This window comes from Endobacterium cereale (assembly GCF_009617585.1).
Classification (GTDB): domain Bacteria; phylum Pseudomonadota; class Alphaproteobacteria; order Rhizobiales; family Rhizobiaceae; genus Neorhizobium; species Neorhizobium cereale.
In genome coordinates, this window is the sequence record NZ_WIXI01000047.1 from 52,571 (window position 1) to 71,157 (window position 18,587).

Consider the following 18,587-nt stretch of genomic DNA (forward strand, 5'->3'; position numbering starts at 1 on the left):
CCGGCCTTATACAAGGTTGTTACGTACAGCATAAGCAATGGCTTCCGAGCGCGTCTTGGTCGCCGTCTTGCGCATGACGCTGGTGATATAGTTGTTGATCGTATTGCGCGAGATTCCGAGGATCATGGCGATCTCGTCGCTGGTCTTGCCCTCGGCGATCCAGAACAGGCATTCCAGCTCTCGTTCGGTGAGTTCGAAGTCACGCTCGATCTTGGCACCGGTGCCCGCACCGAAACTCAGTGAATAGGCGGCCATCAACCCGACTTCACGCAGCCGTTCCTGGGACAGGATGATACCTTCCAGAAAAAGCAGCATCAGCGAAAAACGCGTGCGGCCCGCGCAGAATGTCAGGGAGCAATATTGCCGACTGATCTCCTGAGGCGTTGTCGCCTCTTCCGGCAAGAGCGCAAATTGCGGCGTCAGCATCGACAGGCACTTTTCCAGCTCCGTCGACTTCGCATAACCGCGCGTCAACTCCGCGCCGAGACGGCGCACGAGATCGAACGGCCAGTTGGACGCAACGATGAAATCGAGCCCCTGATCCTGGATAAGGTCATAGCGTGCCAAAAGAAAATGCGACGCACCGACATATTCGGATAAAATACGCATAGTCGCGGGCACGTTGTTTGCCTTGGACGTGATCGCCAGTTTGCGCACGATTTGATCGCGCACTGCCGTGCGCGGCGGTATCGGCTCAAGATAAGCCCGACCCTCAGATTTGCTTTCTGCCCCCAGAAGCTCCATTGCGAATTTCTCCCCTTACTAGGGATAAGCGTTCAGACAAAATCGTATGCATTTTTACGATTTGGGCCGACCCGCGGTAAACATGACCTCCACGAACACAACCATTCGCCGTAACGAATCAGTGCATTGTAGGAATCCGTAAAGGAATTGCTATCGTCGGTGGGCGTTTTATGTTGTGCGCTGCACAGGTCTGTGACGCGTCGCTGTGGAGCGTGTCGGCATTTTCGTAAGCCAACCAATCAGAAGCCCGAAAAACAAAGGGGCCGGCTTACGCCGACCCCTGTCATCACGAAGCCGTGAATCCTTCTCAAGCGGCGCGATCGACCGCCCATTTGCGTAGAATCTTGGCTGCACGTTCTTCCGAAATCTCGACCATGCGGGAAAGGCGCTTTTCCGGGCCTTCCTTCACGCGGCGGTTGAAGCCGCCATTCGGGTCCTCGCCACCACCGAACACATCGTCGGAACTGTCGAAGCCGAAGTCTGCACCGAAGCCGTCCATGAGTGCCGGGCTTGCACCGCCTGGCGAGAAGTCGGGCAGTTCGAGGCCCAGACCTTCTTCCGCAGGCTCTCCGATGGCATTGTTGCTGTTGGCACCGCCACCGGTGACGCTGCGGATCATCGGACGCAGGCCGAGCCAGACCACCAGGAAGGCGACGACAACGAAGGCGAGCGAGTTGATGATGCCACCGAGGTTGCGGTTCAGCACTTCGAGGAAACCCGGACCCGAGGTGACGGATTCTTCCAGCAACTGGTTTTCGAGGAAGTCCATGGCGGTCAGGGTAACGACGTCGCCACGCTCGGCATTGATGCCGGCAGCGGACGAAACGATCTTCTGCATCTCGGCCAGATAGGCGTCGATCTTGGCCTGATCGACCGGTTCGCCGACGAGCTTGCCGATACGGCCCTTGTTGACGACGACGGCAACCGAAATCTTTTCCAGCTTGTAGCTGTTGCGGGTGGTCGCCACGGTCTTGGAATTGATTTCGTAATTGGTCTGCTCTTCGCGCTTGTCGGTCTTGTCGGAAGACTGCGGGCCGGCTGCGCCGCCGGTTTCAGGCGCTGCCTGCGGCACGTTCTGCTCGACAGTCGTGGCCGAGTCGTTCTGCTGCTGCTGCGACTGCTGGTTTTCGCGGGTGTTGCGGACCGAGCGCTCGACACGGGATTCAGGATCGTAGATGGTTTCCTGGATCTGCTGGCTGTCCGTGTTCAGCGCTGCGGTAACGCTGGAACGGAAGTTGTCCATGCCGAGGAAAGGTGCGAGCGCCTTGTCGATGTTCTGTTCGACTTCCTGCTGCACCGACTGGACGATGTTGAGGTTACGGCTCAGCGCGCTGTTGCCGTAGTCATCACCGGAAGCCAGCAACTGACCGGTCGAATCAAGAATCGTCACGTCATCGACGTCGAGGCCGGGAACTGCCGAGGCGACAAGGTGGCGAATGGAGGAAGCGGCCTTGCGGCCGGTGGTGGTGCTGGCGCGGATCATCACCGATGCGGTCGGCTTCTGTCCGGCGCGGCGGAAATTGCCGACGTCGGGCATGACGATGTGGACGCGGGCAGCAGCGACACCGCTGATCTGCTGGATGGAGCGACCGATTTCGCCCTCAAGGGCGCGAACCCTGGTCACTTCCTGCATGAAGGAGGTCAGACCGAGAGAGCCGACCTTGTCGAACAGCTCGTAACCGGCATTGGCGCTATTGGGCAGGCCGCGCTCGGCCAGCACGATGCGGGCCTTGCTGGTCATGCCGACGGGAACATTAATGCTCTGCCCATCGGCTCCGACCTGGAAATCCATATTGTTTTCGGCGAGCGCGATCGAGACCTGATTGAGGTCCGTCGTTTCGAGCCCGACATAAAGGTTTTCGTAAGCCGGTTTGTTGACGTACATGGCGGCACCGATAACGATCGCCATGGACACGATACCGACGCCTGCCATAGCCAGTAGCTTGGTCTGGCCTAAAGACGCGATATTTCTACCGATTTGCTGAAATTGAGCTAACAGATTCATTCTGTTCCCGCATCATGAACAAGGGTGTTGAGCCTTATGCTCACTGGCACCCTAGTCCGCGAAGCTTGTGCGAGCGTTTCGCTGGCGGGAAGAAAAGCCGAGAAATCGCGGCCTCTCAGAAGAAGTCGAAGTCTCCAGCAGCCTTGCTGAGCGGCTGCGAATGACCGTGGCGCATGCCCTTGCCGAGGGCTTTCTGCATGTCGGCAAGCTTGACGAGGCTGAGGGCGGTGGAGACGTCGACCATCCACTCATCCGGAATGGATGCGGTGATCGTATCAACGAATTCGGCAAGACCACGGGTTTTCTGTACCGCAAGATCGATCCCCTGCAGGATCTTGACGGTCTCGGCGGACATGACGTCGGCTTCGCCGCCCATTTCCAGAAGCTGCGGTTCGACACGCTCGATCAGATAGGCAACGTCGTGCAGCTCGGTCACGAGGCGCATCAGCACCTCCGGCAGCGACTCCTCGAGGGAAGCGTACGGCATAGGCATAGGGTCGTTCATAGCTTTCCTCAAATTGGCAGATGGTGAAGGGTGAGGCAGCCCCCTGCCGCCCCTGCCCTTCGCATGTCATGAAAATGGCTTCAGAAAAATTCGATCGTATCTTCAACTGGCTTCGGAGCAGGCTTGGGAATGCGCTGTTCGGCGGCCACAGTCTTCTGGGTTTCGGCACCGGTCAGCGGATACTGACGGGCGCGGCCACTGACGGGCCAGTATTCGAGCTTGCGCCCGAATTCTCCGCCCGTCGACGACCCAACCACGGTGATGCCTTCGTCGCGAAGGAATTCCATGGCGAAAGCCGCATTCTGCTCTCCCACATTGGAGAAGCTGGCAATGGTTTTTGCACCGCCGAAGATCTTGGCCTCCAGACGATGGCGAACCGCACCCTTCTTGAGAAGACCGTTGATCAGCAGTTCCATGAGATGCACCCCGTAACGGCTTGCATCACCGCCCCCGCTCATGGCACCGCCGGATCCCGGCAGAAGAAAGTGGTTCATGCCGCCGACACCGGCGACAGGATCACGAAGGCAGGCAGCCACGCAAGAACCAAGGATGGTCGAAAGGACGACGTTGGGATCGTCCACCACCTTGAATTCGCCCTGGATAATATGGACTTTCTTGGCAACCGCCAGCTCATTCATTTTAGGGCTCCGAATACTGCCTCGATGGCAGCCTTCATCTTTTCGATCGTGAAAGGCTTGGCCAGAACGTTGTTGGCGCCCAGCTGTGCCGCACGCTGAACCAGCGCACGGTCGCCCTGCGCGGTCAGGATGATGAAGGCGGCCTTCTTGGTGTTCGGGTTTGCACGAACAGCCTGCAGGAAGCCGATGCCATCCATGTTCGGCATGTTGAAGTCCGAGATCACTAGGTGATGCGGCTGCTCGCTCATGATCTTCATGCCCTGCACACCATCACCGGCAGCAGTGATCTGCTTGAAGCCGAGCTGGGTCAGGGCGTCGCTGAGCAGAAGACGGCTGGTGACCTGATCGTCGACGATCAGAACTTTGATTTTTTCAGCGATAGACATTTATTCAGTACCTTCTTTGCGGGCGGCGGTTAATTTCAAAACTTCCTCACCGATGGAGCTCAAGGGCAGCTGGGTTTCAACCGCCCCTATTTCGTATGCGACCCGCGGCATGCCGTAGACCACACATGTCTTTTCGTTCTGGCCCACCGTGCGTGCGCCTGCCTGGCGCATTTTCAGCAGACCGGATGCTCCATCGCGGCCCATGCCGGTGAGGATGACCCCGACGGCATTGCGGCCGGCCAGTTCGGCGACACTGTCGAACAGCACATCCACCGACGGCCTGTGGCCGTTGACCGGATCGCGCTCGACCAGTCGGCAGACCGGAGCGGACGGATTGGCGACCTGCAGATGCCGTTCGCCACCGGGTGCCAGATAGACCTTGCCGATCTCCAGCCGGGCACCGTCGGTAGCTTCCTGCACAACAGGCGCGCAGATACGATTAAGACGTTCTGCAAAACTTTTGGTAAACGTCGACGGCATATGTTGAGTAATTACAGTCGGCGGGCAGTTTTTCGGGAAGTTCTGAAGTACTGTTATAAGTGCTTCTACTCCGCCGGTAGACGAACCGATCGCCACAACCTTGCGACCGACCTTGTATTCTGTAGCAGGTGTCACAATTGCTGCAGGAGCGGAACTACGGCGCAGCGTGGAACGCGCCGCAGCCTTGACCTTGTCGGCGAGATCGCCAAACGGGCGCGCGTCACCCGGCGCTGGCTTGCCGACACAATCGAATGCACCGATTTCGAGCGCAGCCAGCGTCGCATTGGCGCCGTGATGGGTCATGGCAGAGACCATGATGACCGGCATCGGACGCAGGCGCATGATCTTGTCGAGGAACTCGAGCCCGTTCATGTTGGGCATCTCGACATCGAGCGTGACGACGTCGGGATTGAGTTCCTTGATGGCGGCGCGAGCCTCCATGGCATCGCCGGCCTGACCGACGACACTGACGTCCGGATCTGAATTCAGGACGGCGGTGATCAAACCACGCATGGTGGGTGAATCATCTACGACGAGAACGCGTGCCGGCATGATCAGGCTCTCCTTCCTGCAGCTTTACCAGTATAGCGGTAGGTCGTTATTCCGATATTATCGAAGACATTCTTGCTATCTCCCGATACACGCTCGGAGTGACCGATATACAGGTGGCCTCCTTCCGGAAGCAGGCTGGAAAAACGCGACCAGATTTTCATCTGCGTCGGTTCATCGAAGTAGATCACGACATTACGGCAGAAAATGACGTCGAAACCGCCCTTGAACGGCCATTGCGCCATCAGGTTCAGTTCGTTGAAGGTGATCAGCTTCTTGACGCGGTCATCGACCTGGAACTTGCGACGGCCACCGGCATCGACTTCGCGGAACCACTGTTTGCGCATGGCGGGCGAAACCGTTTCCAGCGCGTTTTCGTCATAGACGCCGGCACGCGCCTGCGCCAGGATCTTCGGGTCGATGTCGGTCGCCAGAATGCGGAAATCGTAATCGGCGACATTCGGCATCATCGCCAGGCACGTCAGTGCAATCGAATAGGGTTCCTGTCCATCGGAACAGGCCGCCGACCAGATACGCACGCGACCACCCGAACGGGCGCGGTTGATAAGTCCCGGCAGGACCTCATCGCGCAGATGTTCGAAATGGTGGTTCTCGCGGAAGAAGCGCGTGAAATTCGTCGTCAGATGCGACAGCATTTCCCGACGCGGGGCAGCCCCTTCCGGCGACGAGACCAGCGCGCAATATTCCCGAAAGCCGCTGAGGCCAAGGTTGCGAATGTGCTTCGACAGACGCGAATACACCAGCGACGCCTTGCTATCGTTCAGATAGATACCCGCATCGGCATAAATCATTGCCGCAATGTCGGCGAGATCCTTGCGCGACAGCGGGTATTCGCCGCTGGCAAGTATCTCGTCCGGTGACTGCCGGCTATCCATGGCGTTCATCGCCTTCATGCGGCTTCGCTTTCGTTCTCAGGGAACAGTGAATCGAGTTCGATCATGCAGATCATGCGTTTGTCGATCGCGAGGATGCCCCGCGCGTATTGCTTCACCAGGCTGGAGGCCACTTCCGGCACGGCCTGAATGTTGTCTTCGGTAACGGTGAGGATGTCCGATACCGCCTCGACCAGAAGGCCGACGATGCGCGAGCCGACCTGCGACACGATGATGACGTGGCGCGGGGTCGGTTCGGTCTTGCGCATGCCGAGACGGGCGGAAAAATCCACGATCGGCAGGACGGCACCACGAAGGTTGATCACACCGATGACATAGGAGGGCGCATGCGGCATGGACGTGGCTTTCGTCCAGCCGCGAATTTCGCGCACCGCCATGACATTCACGCAAAATTCCTGATCGCCGACACGGAACGCGATGAGTTCCCGGTCACCTTGAGCAAGATTTTTCACGATATACGACATGCTGTATTTCCGTCTCTTGAGACTGTTCGATCAACCTGCCGCTGCCAGCGACACGTCTGCCTTGAGGGCACCACCATCCTGCTTCATGGACTGGCCACGCGAAGCGCCGACGACGGCATCCACATCGAGAATGAGCGCGACGCGGCCATCACCGAGGATGGTTGCGGCAGCAATGCCCGGAACGTGGGTGTAGTTGGCTTCGAGCGACTTGATGACGACCTGACGCTGACCCTGGATGGCATCGACCATGAGGGCGCGCTGACCGCCGCCTTCCGATTCCACCAGCAGAGCCACGCCTTCGACGGGGTTTGCCTGGGTGGAGCGGAAGTTCAGGATGCGACCGACATCGACCAGCGGGCAGAAGGAGTTGCGGATCGAGATCAGGCGCTGTGTTGCGCCGAAGGAATGGATCGCAGACGCTTCCGGCTGCAGTGTTTCTACGATTGCCGTCAACGGCACCACGAGCGTCTGACCGGCAACGGTAACGACCATGCCGTCGAGGACGGCGAGCGTCAGCGGCAGGCTCATGGTGAAGGTCGAGCCGAGACCCGGACGCGACGAGATCGAGATACGACCACCGAGTGCCTGAATCGAACGCTTGACGACGTCCATGCCGACGCCACGGCCGGAAATGTCGGAAATCTTGTCGGCGGTCGAGAAGCCCGGCGCGAAGATCAGGTTGTCGATTTCCTCGTCGGACAGGTTGGCGTCCGGCGAAATGAGATCGTTGTCGATAGCCTTCTGGCGGACGCGCTCGCGGTTGATACCACCGCCATCGTCGATCAGTTCAATCAGGATGCGGCCCGAACGATGTTTTGCCGACAGCTTGATCGTGCCTTCCGGATCCTTGCCGGCGGCCTCGCGCTTTTCAGGCGATTCAATACCATGGTCGACGGCATTACGGATCATGTGGGTCAGCGGTTCGGCGATCTTGTCGATGACCGTCTTGTCGACTTCGGTGTTTTCACCTTCGGTGACGAGGCGGATCGACTTGCCGACCATGTCGGCCACTTCGCGAACGATACGCGACATGCGCTGGAAGACCGGCTTCACCGGCTGCGCACGGATGGCCATGACCGAGTCCTGGATCTCGCGGGTGAGCTGCTGCAGCTCTTCGAGACCCATGTTGACGGCGGACGTACCGTTGGTGTCGTTTTCGACAACGCTCTGCGAGAGCATAGCCTGGTTGATGACAAGCTCGCCGACGAGGTTGATCAGGCGGTCGACGCGATCGAGATCTACGCGGATCGTCTGGCCGGCAGCATTGGCGGCGGCGGCAGCGTTGTTGGCGGCAGCAGCGGCCGGAGCAGCAGCGGCTTCCTTCTTTTCGACACGTGCGGCAGCAGCAGCCATCTTGCTTTCAGCCGGTGCTTCGGCAGCAGGTGCCGGAGCGGCGGCCGCTTCGTCGTCAAGCGCCGAGAGATCGAACGGAACCGGGACCATCGGTAGTTCTTCGGCAGCTTCCGCTGCCACTTCCTTCACCTCGAGATCGCAATCCCATTCGGCGAATTCGAAGACGGCGCGGATATCTTCCTCGGTCTTGTCGGTGGTGATGGAGATCGTCCAGGAGAAATAGGTCTCTTCCGGGTCCATCGCATCGAGCGCCGGAAGCGCATCGGTGTCGCAATTGATGGCCATGTCGCCGAGACGCGACAGGTCGCGCAGCAGGAGAGCGGCTTCATTGCCCTTGGAATAAAGCTCGCGACGCGGCTTGAAGCTCACTTCGAAGACCGTCTTGTCGTCGCCGCCAAAATCGTCGTCGAAGGAGAACGGGATCGGCTGGAAACCGCTGTCGTCGGTCGGAGCGACCGCAGCCGGTGCGGCAACAGCCGCCGGCTTCGGCGCTTCGGCTGCACCGCCGCTCGGCATTTCGCCCTTGGCAAGCGCTTCCAGTTCCTTGACCAGACCACGGGTACGGCTGTCCTCGACACTGCCGCCATCACGCGAGCAGGTGACGAGGTCGGCCAATACGTCGGCCGACTTCAGCATGACCTTGAGAACGTCCTGATTGGGCTCCAGCTTGTTGGAGCGCACGCAGTCGAGGGTGGTCTCGAAGACGTGTGCGAACGAAACCAGGTCGTCGAGGCCGAACGCGCCGGCGCCGCCCTTGATCGAGTGGACGGCACGGAACACTGCGTTGACCGTTTCCGGGTCGCGGTCGCCGTCATTCAGCTTGAGAAGACCAGATTCCAGTTCTGCGAGCTGTTCCTCGCACTCCTGGAAGAAGATCTCTTTGATTTCGTTCATATCCATTTCAGGAATTCCCGTATCAGGCGGTTACACGCTCAATCGCATCGATCAGTTTTGCAGGGTCGAAAGGCTTGACGATCCAGCCTGTCGCACCGGCCTGGCGGGCGCGGTTCTTCTTTTCCGCATCGCTTTCCGTGGTCAGGACCAGGATCGGGATGGCGCGATACTTTTCGTTGCGACGAACGCCTTCGATAAAGCCGAAGCCGTCGAGACGAGGCATGTTGATATCGGTGACGATGACATCCGGGTTGCAGCCTTCGAGAACTTCGAGGCCTTCGACGCCGTCTTCGGCCTGGATGGTTTCAAAACCGGCATTGTTGAGGGTGACCAGAAGCATGTTACGGATCGTTCTGGAATCATCCACTGTCAGGACTTTTTTCTTCACTGCCGGATCTCCTTGGCGAGCAGATGTTCAATATCGATGCCGATGAGCTGCATCGTCTTTTCGAAAGCCTCCGAAACCTTTTCGAAGACAAAATTCTTGCTGTCGGCTTCCCAGGTCTTGGCAGCGGCCAGAATGACCTGGACGCACTGGACGCCAATGCGCTCGACTTCGGAAGCGTCGATCTTGACGTCCTCGCCACGCATGTTGGTCAACTGGCCGTGCAGGACCGACGCCTCGTTGAGGTCGAGTATGGGAACCAGCTTGAGGCTCCCCTTGTCTGCTTTCTTGCTCGCCATCAGCCGATCCTTGTCGTTGGCATAAAAAGAAAATTGCTTGCCGGCATATCAGCCCCTGAACGCGGCGAGTTGCGCCGAAAACAGTTGTTGCACCGGGTTAATGTATTCTTCTGCATCGGCCTCGCCTGTGCCCTGCTGCACCTGAATGCGCTGTTGCTGGCGGGGGGCCGTTTCATGTGCCTGACGGGTGATGCGGAATTCGCGGATCGTCTGGCCGAGTTCGAGAATGACGGTATGAAGCTCGTCGGCGTTTTCGCCGGAACGAAGCGCGATGCCGGACGTGCTCGACACGCGCTGACCGATCTCGCCGATCTCGCCGGCGACGCGGCCCAGACACTGGACCTGCTCTCCGCTATCGGTTGCGATGCCGGCAATGCTGTCATTGATATCGGAGACCTGACGGACGATGCCGGCAATGGCTTCCTGCGTGCGGTGAACCATGTCGACGCCGGCGCCGACCTGGCTCTTGGTGCCGGTAACCAACGTCTTGATCTCGCGAGCAGCATCGGCTGAGCGCTGCGCCAAGGCGCGGACTTCCTGGGCGACAACGGCAAAACCACGACCGCTATCGCCGGCGCGCGCTGCCTCGATGCCGGCATTGAGCGCCAGGAGATTGGTCTGGAAGGCGATCTCGTCGATGACGCCGATGATCTCGCCGATCTTTTCCGCCGAGTTTTCGATATCGGTCATCGCGTTGATGGCGCGGCCAACGATCTCGCCGCTTTGCTCGACCGATTTGCGGGTCTCGGTCGCGGCCTTTTCAGCGGCGACCGTACGGCCGGCGGTATCGCGGAAACGGATGGTCAGTTCCTGCAATTGCCCGGAGGTGTCGGCAAGGTTGCGGGCATGCTCGGCCGTCTCGTTGGCGATGGTGCGGGCGTCGGTGATAAGGCCCGACGACAGCGCATCAACCCGGCTCATCTTGTCGCCAACGGTTTCGATCGCGGCGCGCATGGCGTCTGCCGCCTTATTGAGAATGCCGGCGAGCTCGGAATAGACGTCCGGCACATCACCTTCGACACGCGCCGTCAGGTCGTTGACGGACAGAGCGGAGGCGAAATCGAAGAACGTGTCGATAGCCTGTGCCTGATCACCCTTGCGCTGTTCCTGTGCAGCGCGCTGGTGGCGCTGGCGCAATTCGTTGAAGCGCAGCGAAACCGCAATCTCCACATCGACCATGACGAGGCGGATGACGGCGGCGATGGCCTCGGAAATTTCCTGATCGCGACGACGCGCGCCCGGCAGAAGAGATTTTGCGCCGATCTGTTCAACCAGCGCCGCAACCAGATGCTCGAGCATGACCGCATGGCCGGCCACATGCCAGCGCGGATCAAGCCCCATACGGCTTTCAGCGTCGGAGAGAACTTTTACCCGCTCGGCATAAAGCGCATCGAAACGCGCGTCGGTCAGAACGCTCCAGTGCGAGGCCTGCAGATCGTGCAGGCGATCGAGCTGGCGTTCGTTCTCGAAATTGCGGGCGGCATCGGGGAAAGACTGGAACCGGAGGAAGAGATCGCGCAAGCCGGTCTGCAACTGCTCTTCAAGCTGAGGGCGGAAACGGCGCAGCAGATCGCATTGCTGGGCATCCAGACCGGCAAAGGCAAGGCGATCGCGCAGGCTGCCTGCCTGTGCGTTTTTCGCCTGATCCATTGGCGTATCCTGCCCCAAAGTACAGTCCCCGGTAGGGTTCCGGCGCGGCCGGAACTGGATGAAATTCTCGCTTTTCTGTCATTGCCGGCCTGCTCGATTCCCCTGTTTCGAGCCAGCCTTCCGCAAAGATGAAACCACTGAACTTCGGCGTACGGCAGAGCTCTGCGGCAGCCTCACGTTCCAGCTTTCCAGCTTTTCGCAATGTCTGGTGGGATACCGGATCGAAACCGGTACGACGTCGGCGGCTTCATGCCTGACGGTCGGACACACGTCCGGCCATTTCGCCGTGTGCTCCATATGTATGGTTAATTCCTTGCCCGAAGGTTAATGAAACGTGCAACCGGGCAGACTTTTATGCGTAAACTTGGTCCGATAGATGCTCGGATAAAATTCCCAAGTGTAAACTAGTCAGCTTCGAGCAAGCTTGACGTGCAATACTTCGATATTCCCCGGCCATGATCGCCTTCGGAGAGAGAGCAATGATTGTTCTTCAAGCATGCGCACTGTTTATTTCTATCACATTTCTGATTGCCATGCTGCGTATCCTTAAGCTGGAGCAGCAACGCTCACCGGTTCATCGAAAAATTCTCTGATCTCGATCGTCATAGACGCATCGTGGCGGCGCAACGCAGATGAAATCGCGTTCACTTGGCTGTTCGTCTGTTCTTCCGCCGAAATTCCGCCTGATTGGACAAGGATGGCTTGCGCTCTATTTGGCGCCGGGTAACGACGGTAAATAGCGCAGCCTTTCATTCAGGTGCTCATGTGATACCCTCAGATACACCCGCCACAGATGAAGCCGCCCCCGTGGCTTCAGAACCGCATCCGTTACTGGCGGTTTTTCTTCGGTTCAAAGTCTATTTTACCTCCGTCGCCGTGATTGCCGTCTTCGGCCTGATGACCGTTGCGGCCTACAACCTCACGCATGAGGTTCGTTACGACGAGGTGCTGGAAGCGCTGTCACAGACGACATGGACGTCGGTGGCATTGGCGGTCCTGTTTACCGGGATCAGTTTTGCGGCACTGATCTGCTATGATCTCAACGCACTCGACTATATCGGCCGCAAGCTGCCGACGGCACCGGTGGCGATGACGGCCTTCAGCGCCTATGCGATCGGCAATACCGCGGGTTTCGGCGCGCTCAGTGGCGGCGCCATCCGTTTCCGCACCTATTCCCGCCTGGGCCTGACACCGGAAGAGATTGCCCGTGTCATCGCCTTCGTCACACTTGCCTTTGGTATCGGCCTTCTGTCCGTCAGCGCCCTGTCGGCATTGGTGACCGCACCGCGCCTTGCCGCGGTTGCCGGCATGGACCCCGACATTCTGCGACTGATCGCGCTTGCGGTAATCGCCGTGCTGGTCGGCCTGCTGATCCTCGGCCGCAATGGCCGGGTGATTGCCATCGGCAAGCTGAAACTTCGCCTGCCCGACACCTTGACCTCGTCACGCCAGTTCCTCATCACGGCGCTCGACATCGCGGCTTCGGCCTCGGTTCTCTACATGCTCCTGCCGGAAACCAATGTCGGCTGGCCAACCTTTTTTGCGATCTATGCCACGGCCGTGGGTTTGGGCGTGCTCAGTCACGTTCCCGCCGGCCTCGGTGTCTTCGAGACCGTCATGCTGGGTGCACTCGGCAATGCGATCAGCATTGATGCACTGCTCGGAAGCCTCGTTCTCTACCGCCTTGTCTACCACGTTCTGCCGCTGGTGATCGCCGTGCTTCTGGTGGTCGGCGCCGAACTGCGGGAAGCATTGCAGCACCCTGTCGCCAACGATATCGGCAACATGGCGGTGCGGCTGGCGCCGCATCTTCTATCAGCCTACGGCCTCATTCTCGGTGCCATGCTGATCTTTTCGAGCGTGACGCCAACCCCCGATACCAATCTCGACTTTCTCTCCGCTTTTTTGCCGCTGCCCGTCATAGAGGGCGCGCATCTGTTCTCCAGCCTGCTCGGGCTTATCCTGGCGATTGCCTCGCGCGGGCTTGGCCAGAGGCTGGACGGCGCATGGTGGGTATCGCTGGTCTCGGCCAGCGGTGCCTTCATCTTTGCCTTCCTGAAAGGCATTGCCGTTGTTGAAGCCACTGTGCTTGCAATATTCATTTTCGCGTTGATCCTCAACGTCAAGCGCTTCAACCGCCCGGCTTCCCTGTTCGGACAGGCTCTCAGCCCGGCATGGCTTGCCGCCTTGCTGGTCATCATCGCCAGCGCAGTGACCATCCTGTTTTTCGTTTACCGTGATGTCGATTACAGCCGCGATCTATGGTGGCAATTCGAATTCAGCGAGGAAGCGCCCCGCAGCCTGCGTGCATTGCTCGCACTGACGGTCGCGGCATCAACGATTGCCTTTTTCAGCCTCCTGCGCCCCGCCTTCAGCCGCCCTGAAAAGGTTTTGCCGGAAGACCTGGAGCGCGCCATTGCCGTTGCAGCCACCCAGAACGTCGCCGATGCCAATCTGGTGCGCATGGGCGACAAGCGGGTGATGTTTTCCGACAGCGGCAAGGCCTTCATCATGTACGGCATTCAGGGCCGCTCCTGGATCGCGCTTGGTGATCCGATCGGCGCAGATGAAGACACGGCAGACCTGATCTGGCGTTTTGTCGAAACCGCCCGCGCTGCAGGTGGCCGTGCCGTGCTTTATCAGGTGTCGCCATCCCTGCTTTCCTATTGCGCCGATGCGGGCCTGCGTGCCTTCAAGCTCGGCGAAATGGCTTCCGTCACCCTGCCGACATTCGAACTGAAGGGCGGTAAGCTGGCGGGCCTGAGACAGGCGCTCAGCAAGGGCGCACGCGAGGGACTGGAATTCTCCATCGTCTCGCCACCGGATGTGGCCGGCATTCTAGGCGAACTCCGGGCCGTTTCCAACGCATGGCTTTCGGAACACAACACGCGCGAAAAAACCTTCTCGCTGGGCGCATTCGATGACGACTATGTCACATCGCAGCCGGTTGCCTTGCTGCGCAAGGCAGGCCATGTCGTCGCCTTTGCCACGATCTTCGTGACGGAGACAAAATATGAAGGCACGGTCGATATCATGCGTTTTGCGCCGGATGCGCCGCGCGGATCGATGGATTTCCTGTTCGTCAGCCTGCTCGAATATCTGAAGGGCGAAGGGTATCAGCTGTTCAATCTCGGCATGGCACCGCTTTCCGGAATGTCGAAACGCGAGATCGCGCCGGTCTGGGACCGGATCGGCGGCACGATGTTCGAACACGGCGAGCGGTTCTACAATTTCAAAGGGCTGCGCGCCTTCAAATCAAAGTTTCACCCTTTGTGGCAACCGCGTTATCTTGCCGTATCAGGCGGAACCGGCGCGGTTCTGGCGCTGATGGATGTTACCCTCCTGATCAGCGGAGGCGTTCGAGGAGTGGTCGGCAAATGAAGCGTCATGTTTCCGTCTTGTTGTCCGCTGCTGTTGCAGTCGCCTGCTGCCTTGCCATTTCCTTGCCGGCAAGGGCGCAGCAGCAGACCTCAACCAGCTATGACACCGGCCTGATCCCTTCTCCCCATATTTTCGAGCCGAGCGGCGAGGTCACGGCCAATGTCTTTCTCGTTTCGGATGCCGGTGGCTGGGGTGAACCCGAGGAAAGCCAGGCAAAGGCGCTGATGGAGAAAGGCGCAGTCGTCATCGGCATCGATTTCCCGACCTATATCGCATCACTTGTGAAAGACCCGCAGGACTGCATCTACATGATCTCCGACATCGAGTCGCTGGCTCAGCAGGTGCAGCGCTCGCTGGGCAACAGCACCTACCATCGACCAATGCTTGCCGGCATCGGTGCCGGCGGCGGTCTGGTGCTTGCCATGGTCGCACAAAGTCCGCCCGCAACCATCGACGAGGCAATCGCCGTGGATCCGGTCGCAAGCGTGCCGATGACGCGCGAACTGTGCACGCCCGCCGCCAAGAAACCGGTCGATGGCGGTATCGTCTATGCGTTGACAGAAGGAGCACTGCCGACCCCCGTGACCGTTCTTCTGACGTCACAGGCGGATGTCGTCGGCAAGGCGCATGTGAAGGAACTTGAACAGACCTGGACCGACATCGATCTCAACGACAGCGACAAAACTGCTCAAGAAGCACTGTCTGCCGCACTGTCGGACCATATCGACGCCGCCGCCAACAGTGATCAGCCGCTTGGCCTGCCGCTGACCATTCTGGAAACCAGGCCGACACTGGACACGATGGCGATCATCTATTCCGGTGACGGCGGCTGGCGCGATATCGACAGCGAAGTGGGCGCCACCCTGCAGGCGGAGGGCATTCCCGTCGTAGGACTGGATTCTCTGCGTTATTTCTGGACCGAGTTGAAACCCCAGCAGGTTGCCGACGATCTCGACCGCATCATCCGGAACTACCGGCGCGAATGGAACGTCAAACACGTTTTGCTGATCGGCTATTCCTTCGGCGCCGACGTGCTTCCGGCCAGCTACAACCTGCTGCCTGCCGAACAGAAATCCCGTATCGCCCAGATGTCCCTGCTCGCCCTGGCGCGCGAGGTGGATTACGAGATTTCCGTCACCGGCTGGCTCGGTGTTGCCGGAGACGGCAAGGGCGGCGACACAGTGGAGGATCTGAAAAAGATCAATCCGAAGATCGTGCAATGCATTTACGGAACCGACGACGACGATGACCCATGCCCTTCACTGGCAGCCAACGGCGTTGAAACTGTTGCCATCGAGGGCGGGCATCACTTCGATGAGGATTACAAGGGGCTCGCCGACCGGATCGTTGCCGCATTGAAGACACGCCTTTCCCTGAAGCCTTGACGACAGCCATTCCGCGGCAAGTTTTCGCTTGCCATCCTCACGGAAATGTCATGTAGCGGTGATCGTAGCATTTCACAGTCTACACCGACACAAAACGCATTGATCGAGGTGCGGCCGGCTTTTGCGGCCGGCGCCCTTGCGATCTTGACTGTTTGCGGCCCCCGGCCACCCAGAGGAGAGGGTAAGACACACAATGGAAATCTTTACGGCTGCGGGATTTGCAGCTCTCTTGCAGGTTATTGCCATCGACCTGGTTCTGGCCGGGGATAATGCCATCGTCATCGGCCTTGCCGCCGCCGGTCTGCCGGCCGAACAGCGCAAGAAGGCCATCCTGGTCGGCATTATTGCCGCCACGGTTCTGCGTATCGGCTTTGCAGCCATCACCGCCCAGTTGCTCGGCATTGTCGGGCTGCAGTTCATCGGCGGCCTGCTGCTTGCCTGGGTCTGCTGGAAGATGTGGACCGAACTGCGTTCCGCCGATCACAATGCCGAGCATGCGGAAAACGAAGATGCCGCCGGCGAAACCCGGGTGAAGAAAACCTTCCTGCAGGCGGCCATGCAGATCGTTATTGCCGACGTTTCGATGTCGCTGGACAACGTTCTGGCCGTGGCCGGCGCTGCGCAGGAGCACACGACTGTCCTCATCATCGGCCTTGTGATTTCCATCGCGCTGATGGGTCTTGCTGCCAACTTCGTTGCCCGACTGTTGCATCGCCACCGCTGGATCGCCTATGTCGGTCTTGTCGTCATCGTCTACGTTGCGGCAAAGATGCTTTACGAAGGTGGTCACCAGCTAATGCCCTATGTCCAGCAGTGGATGGCCTGATCACATAGAACACACGGAAGGAAGGCGGGCGTGGCCAGAACCTTGGACTACATGAACGCCGCCTTCCGCACCAGCAGACAGCCGTCATGACGGCTGTCTCGAAGGCACGCAGGAAAATAGCCATCATAGGTGGCGGCCCCGCCGGCCTGATGGCGGCCGAATATCTTTCCGCCCAAAATCGTGACGTGACCGTTTACGAAGCGATGCCGACCGTCGCGCGCAAGTTTCTGCTGGCCGGAAAATCGGGCCTCAACCTCACCCATTCCGAGGAATTTTCTCGTTTTTCCGAGCGATATGGCGACGCAAACGACTGGTTGCGTCCATCCCTCGACACTTTCACACCCGACAATGTCCGCGAATGGGCGGCAGGGCTCGGCACCGAAACATTTATCGGCTCGTCCGGGCGTGTCTTTCCGGTCGCCATGAAGGCATCGCCGCTGCTGCGGGGCTGGGTGGCGCGTTTGCGGGCACAGGGTGTGGCCATTCTCACCCGGCACCGCTGGACGGGATTTGACGCCGACAGGCTTATCCTCGACACACCGGAAGGCACAAAGGCAATTGAAGCCGACGCGGTGCTGCTGGCGCTCGGTGGAGCAAGCTGGCCGAGGCTTGGCTCGGATGCCGCATGGCTGCCCTGGTTACGGGACCGTGGCGTCGAAACAACAGATTTTCTACCTGCCAATTGCGGCTTCGATGTTGCCTGGAGCGAGCATTTTCGTGAACGCAATGCCGGAGCGCCGATCAAGTCCGTGGTCGCATCGGTCACCTCAGATGACAGCCTGCCCGGTGAATTCGTCATCTCCCGCCACGGCATCGAGGGAAGTCTTGTTTATGCGCATGCCAGCACGTTGCGGGCTCGCCTGATGCAGACCGGCACATCGGCACTGGTGCTCGACCTGATGCCCGGCCGCGCCAGGGAGCGGTTGACGCGCGACCTTGCACGTCAGGACCGCAAGGCAAGCCTTTCCAACCGGCTGCGCAAGGGGGCAGGTATCGACGGCGTCAAAACCGCCCTTTTACGCGAACTGTGCACCCCGGATGTTCTGGCTGATCCTGCAAGCCTGGCAGCGCGCATCAAGGGGCTGGAAATCCCGCTCGTGGCGCCCCGCCCGATCGCCGAAGCGATTTCCTCGGCCGGCGGCATACGGCATGACGCCGTCGATGAGAATTTCATGCTGCGCAAACTGCCCGGCCTGTTTGCGGCCGGCGAGATGCTGGATTGGGAAGCGCCGACCGGCGGCTATCTGCTGACGGCCTGCCTTGCCACAGGCAAGGCAGCCGCCCGCGGTATCGAGGCTTGGCTGGCACGATAACCGGCGTTGCCCGAGTGGCACCTACAGCCCGACGACGCGCCATTTGCCATCGACCATTTCGACAGCGGCCTTGTAGTGATGTCCATGCGGTGATTCCAGCACGATATCGTGCTGCTCGACGGCGCGAACGAGGATATCACCACTGGCGGCAATCGGGCTTGGGCAAATGCGCTTGCTGCCACGCACGCTCTCGAAATGAATATCGCCGGAAACCTCGTGACGGGAACCGTCATTGAGCACGATCTGCCAGGTCATACGCATTCTCCTCCCTATCCGCGGATCACGAAGGCGCCGGAAAATCCGTGAGGCCTGCCCGCGGTTCATACAGCGTCGCGCCGAGATAGCCTTGTGTCAAGCGGATGAGCGGTCATCGATCAATCGATGCGACAATCTGCCGAATATCTGGCTTCTAGAAA

At 59.5% G+C, this 18,587-nt stretch carries 18 protein-coding genes; 4 read left to right on the forward strand and 14 right to left on the reverse strand.

Annotation, left to right across the window (positions count from 1 at the left end; genetic code table 11):
• Positions 1-6: 6 nt before the first annotated feature.
• From visN to GAO09_RS18980, 13 genes are all read right to left on the reverse strand, one after another.
• Entirely contained in the window at positions 7-744 is a 738-nt protein-coding gene (visN, locus tag GAO09_RS18920; protein ID WP_153355934.1) for a transcriptional regulator VisN, read from the reverse strand.
• A gap of 307 nt (positions 745-1,051) precedes the next feature.
• Complete coding sequence (gene fliF / locus GAO09_RS18925) at positions 1,052-2,749, reverse strand: flagellar basal-body MS-ring/collar protein FliF (RefSeq protein ID WP_153355937.1); 1,698 nt, start codon at positions 2,747-2,749, stop codon at positions 1,052-1,054.
• Between the two features lie 115 nt (positions 2,750-2,864).
• Positions 2,865-3,254: a chemotaxis protein CheT gene (cheT, locus tag GAO09_RS18930; protein ID WP_153355940.1), complete on the reverse strand. Its 390-nt coding sequence runs from the start codon at positions 3,252-3,254 to the stop codon at positions 2,865-2,867.
• Between the two features lie 80 nt (positions 3,255-3,334).
• Entirely contained in the window at positions 3,335-3,892 is a 558-nt protein-coding gene (gene cheD, locus GAO09_RS18935; protein ID WP_153355943.1) for a chemoreceptor glutamine deamidase CheD, read from the reverse strand.
• Positions 3,889-4,278 carry a response regulator gene (locus GAO09_RS18940; protein ID WP_112727551.1) on the reverse strand — a complete coding sequence of 130 codons (390 nt, stop codon included), beginning with the start codon at positions 4,276-4,278 and terminating at the stop codon, positions 3,889-3,891. Before GAO09_RS18940 ends, cheD begins: the two co-directional genes overlap by 4 nt.
• A complete protein-coding gene (gene cheB / locus GAO09_RS18945; protein WP_410769383.1) occupies positions 4,279-5,310 on the reverse strand; it encodes a protein-glutamate O-methylesterase CheB in 1,032 nt (343 codons plus the stop codon).
• Between the two features lie 2 nt (positions 5,311-5,312).
• Positions 5,313-6,221 (reverse strand): protein-glutamate O-methyltransferase CheR, encoded by a 909-nt coding sequence (cheR, locus tag GAO09_RS18950; RefSeq protein WP_153355949.1) that lies wholly within the window; start codon positions 6,219-6,221, stop codon positions 5,313-5,315.
• Positions 6,218-6,685, reverse strand: a complete 468-nt coding sequence (locus GAO09_RS18955; RefSeq protein WP_132272630.1) for a chemotaxis protein CheW — start codon at positions 6,683-6,685, stop codon at positions 6,218-6,220. The genes cheR and GAO09_RS18955 overlap by 4 nt, the downstream gene beginning before the upstream one ends.
• Before the next feature lie 30 nt (positions 6,686-6,715).
• Positions 6,716-8,938 (reverse strand): chemotaxis protein CheA, encoded by a 2,223-nt coding sequence (locus tag GAO09_RS18960; protein ID WP_153355952.1) that lies wholly within the window; start codon positions 8,936-8,938, stop codon positions 6,716-6,718.
• A 16-nt stretch (positions 8,939-8,954) separates the two neighbouring features.
• A complete protein-coding gene (cheY1, locus tag GAO09_RS18965) occupies positions 8,955-9,320 on the reverse strand; it encodes a chemotaxis response regulator CheY1 (protein ID WP_112727556.1) in 366 nt (121 codons plus the stop codon).
• Positions 9,317-9,616: an STAS domain-containing protein gene (locus GAO09_RS18970; RefSeq protein ID WP_153355955.1), complete on the reverse strand. Its 300-nt coding sequence runs from the start codon at positions 9,614-9,616 to the stop codon at positions 9,317-9,319. Before GAO09_RS18970 ends, cheY1 begins: the two co-directional genes overlap by 4 nt.
• 48 nt (positions 9,617-9,664) lie before the next feature.
• Positions 9,665-11,266 carry a globin-coupled sensor protein gene (locus tag GAO09_RS18975; RefSeq protein ID WP_410769387.1) on the reverse strand — a complete coding sequence of 534 codons (1,602 nt, stop codon included), beginning with the start codon at positions 11,264-11,266 and terminating at the stop codon, positions 9,665-9,667.
• A 546-nt stretch (positions 11,267-11,812) separates the two neighbouring features.
• Positions 11,813-12,019: a hypothetical protein gene (locus GAO09_RS18980; protein ID WP_153355961.1), complete on the reverse strand. Its 207-nt coding sequence runs from the start codon at positions 12,017-12,019 to the stop codon at positions 11,813-11,815.
• A 54-nt stretch (positions 12,020-12,073) separates the two neighbouring features.
• On the opposite strand from GAO09_RS18980, the gene mprF reads away from it, so the two are divergent.
• The 4 genes from mprF to GAO09_RS19000 all read left to right on the forward strand — a co-directional run bounded on the left by mprF (position 12,074) and on the right by GAO09_RS19000 (position 18,171).
• The gene (mprF, locus tag GAO09_RS18985) at positions 12,074-14,647 is read left to right on the forward strand and encodes a bifunctional lysylphosphatidylglycerol flippase/synthetase MprF (protein WP_324185686.1); all 2,574 of its coding nucleotides are present in this window, start codon (positions 12,074-12,076) and stop codon (positions 14,645-14,647) included.
• A complete protein-coding gene (locus GAO09_RS18990) occupies positions 14,644-16,032 on the forward strand; it encodes a virulence factor family protein (protein ID WP_153355964.1) in 1,389 nt (462 codons plus the stop codon). Before mprF ends, GAO09_RS18990 begins: the two co-directional genes overlap by 4 nt.
• 193 nt (positions 16,033-16,225) lie before the next feature.
• Positions 16,226-16,858, forward strand: a complete 633-nt coding sequence (locus GAO09_RS18995) for a TerC family protein (RefSeq protein ID WP_153355967.1) — start codon at positions 16,226-16,228, stop codon at positions 16,856-16,858.
• 86 nt (positions 16,859-16,944) lie between these two features.
• On the forward strand, positions 16,945-18,171 hold the full coding sequence (locus tag GAO09_RS19000; RefSeq protein ID WP_153355970.1) for a TIGR03862 family flavoprotein: 1,227 nt from the start codon (positions 16,945-16,947) through the stop codon (positions 18,169-18,171).
• 21 nt (positions 18,172-18,192) lie between these two features.
• Here GAO09_RS19000 and GAO09_RS19005 read toward each other — a convergent pair whose 3' ends face one another.
• Positions 18,193-18,426, reverse strand: a complete 234-nt coding sequence (locus GAO09_RS19005; protein ID WP_153355973.1) for a hypothetical protein — start codon at positions 18,424-18,426, stop codon at positions 18,193-18,195.
• Between the last annotated feature and the right edge of the window lie 161 nt (positions 18,427-18,587).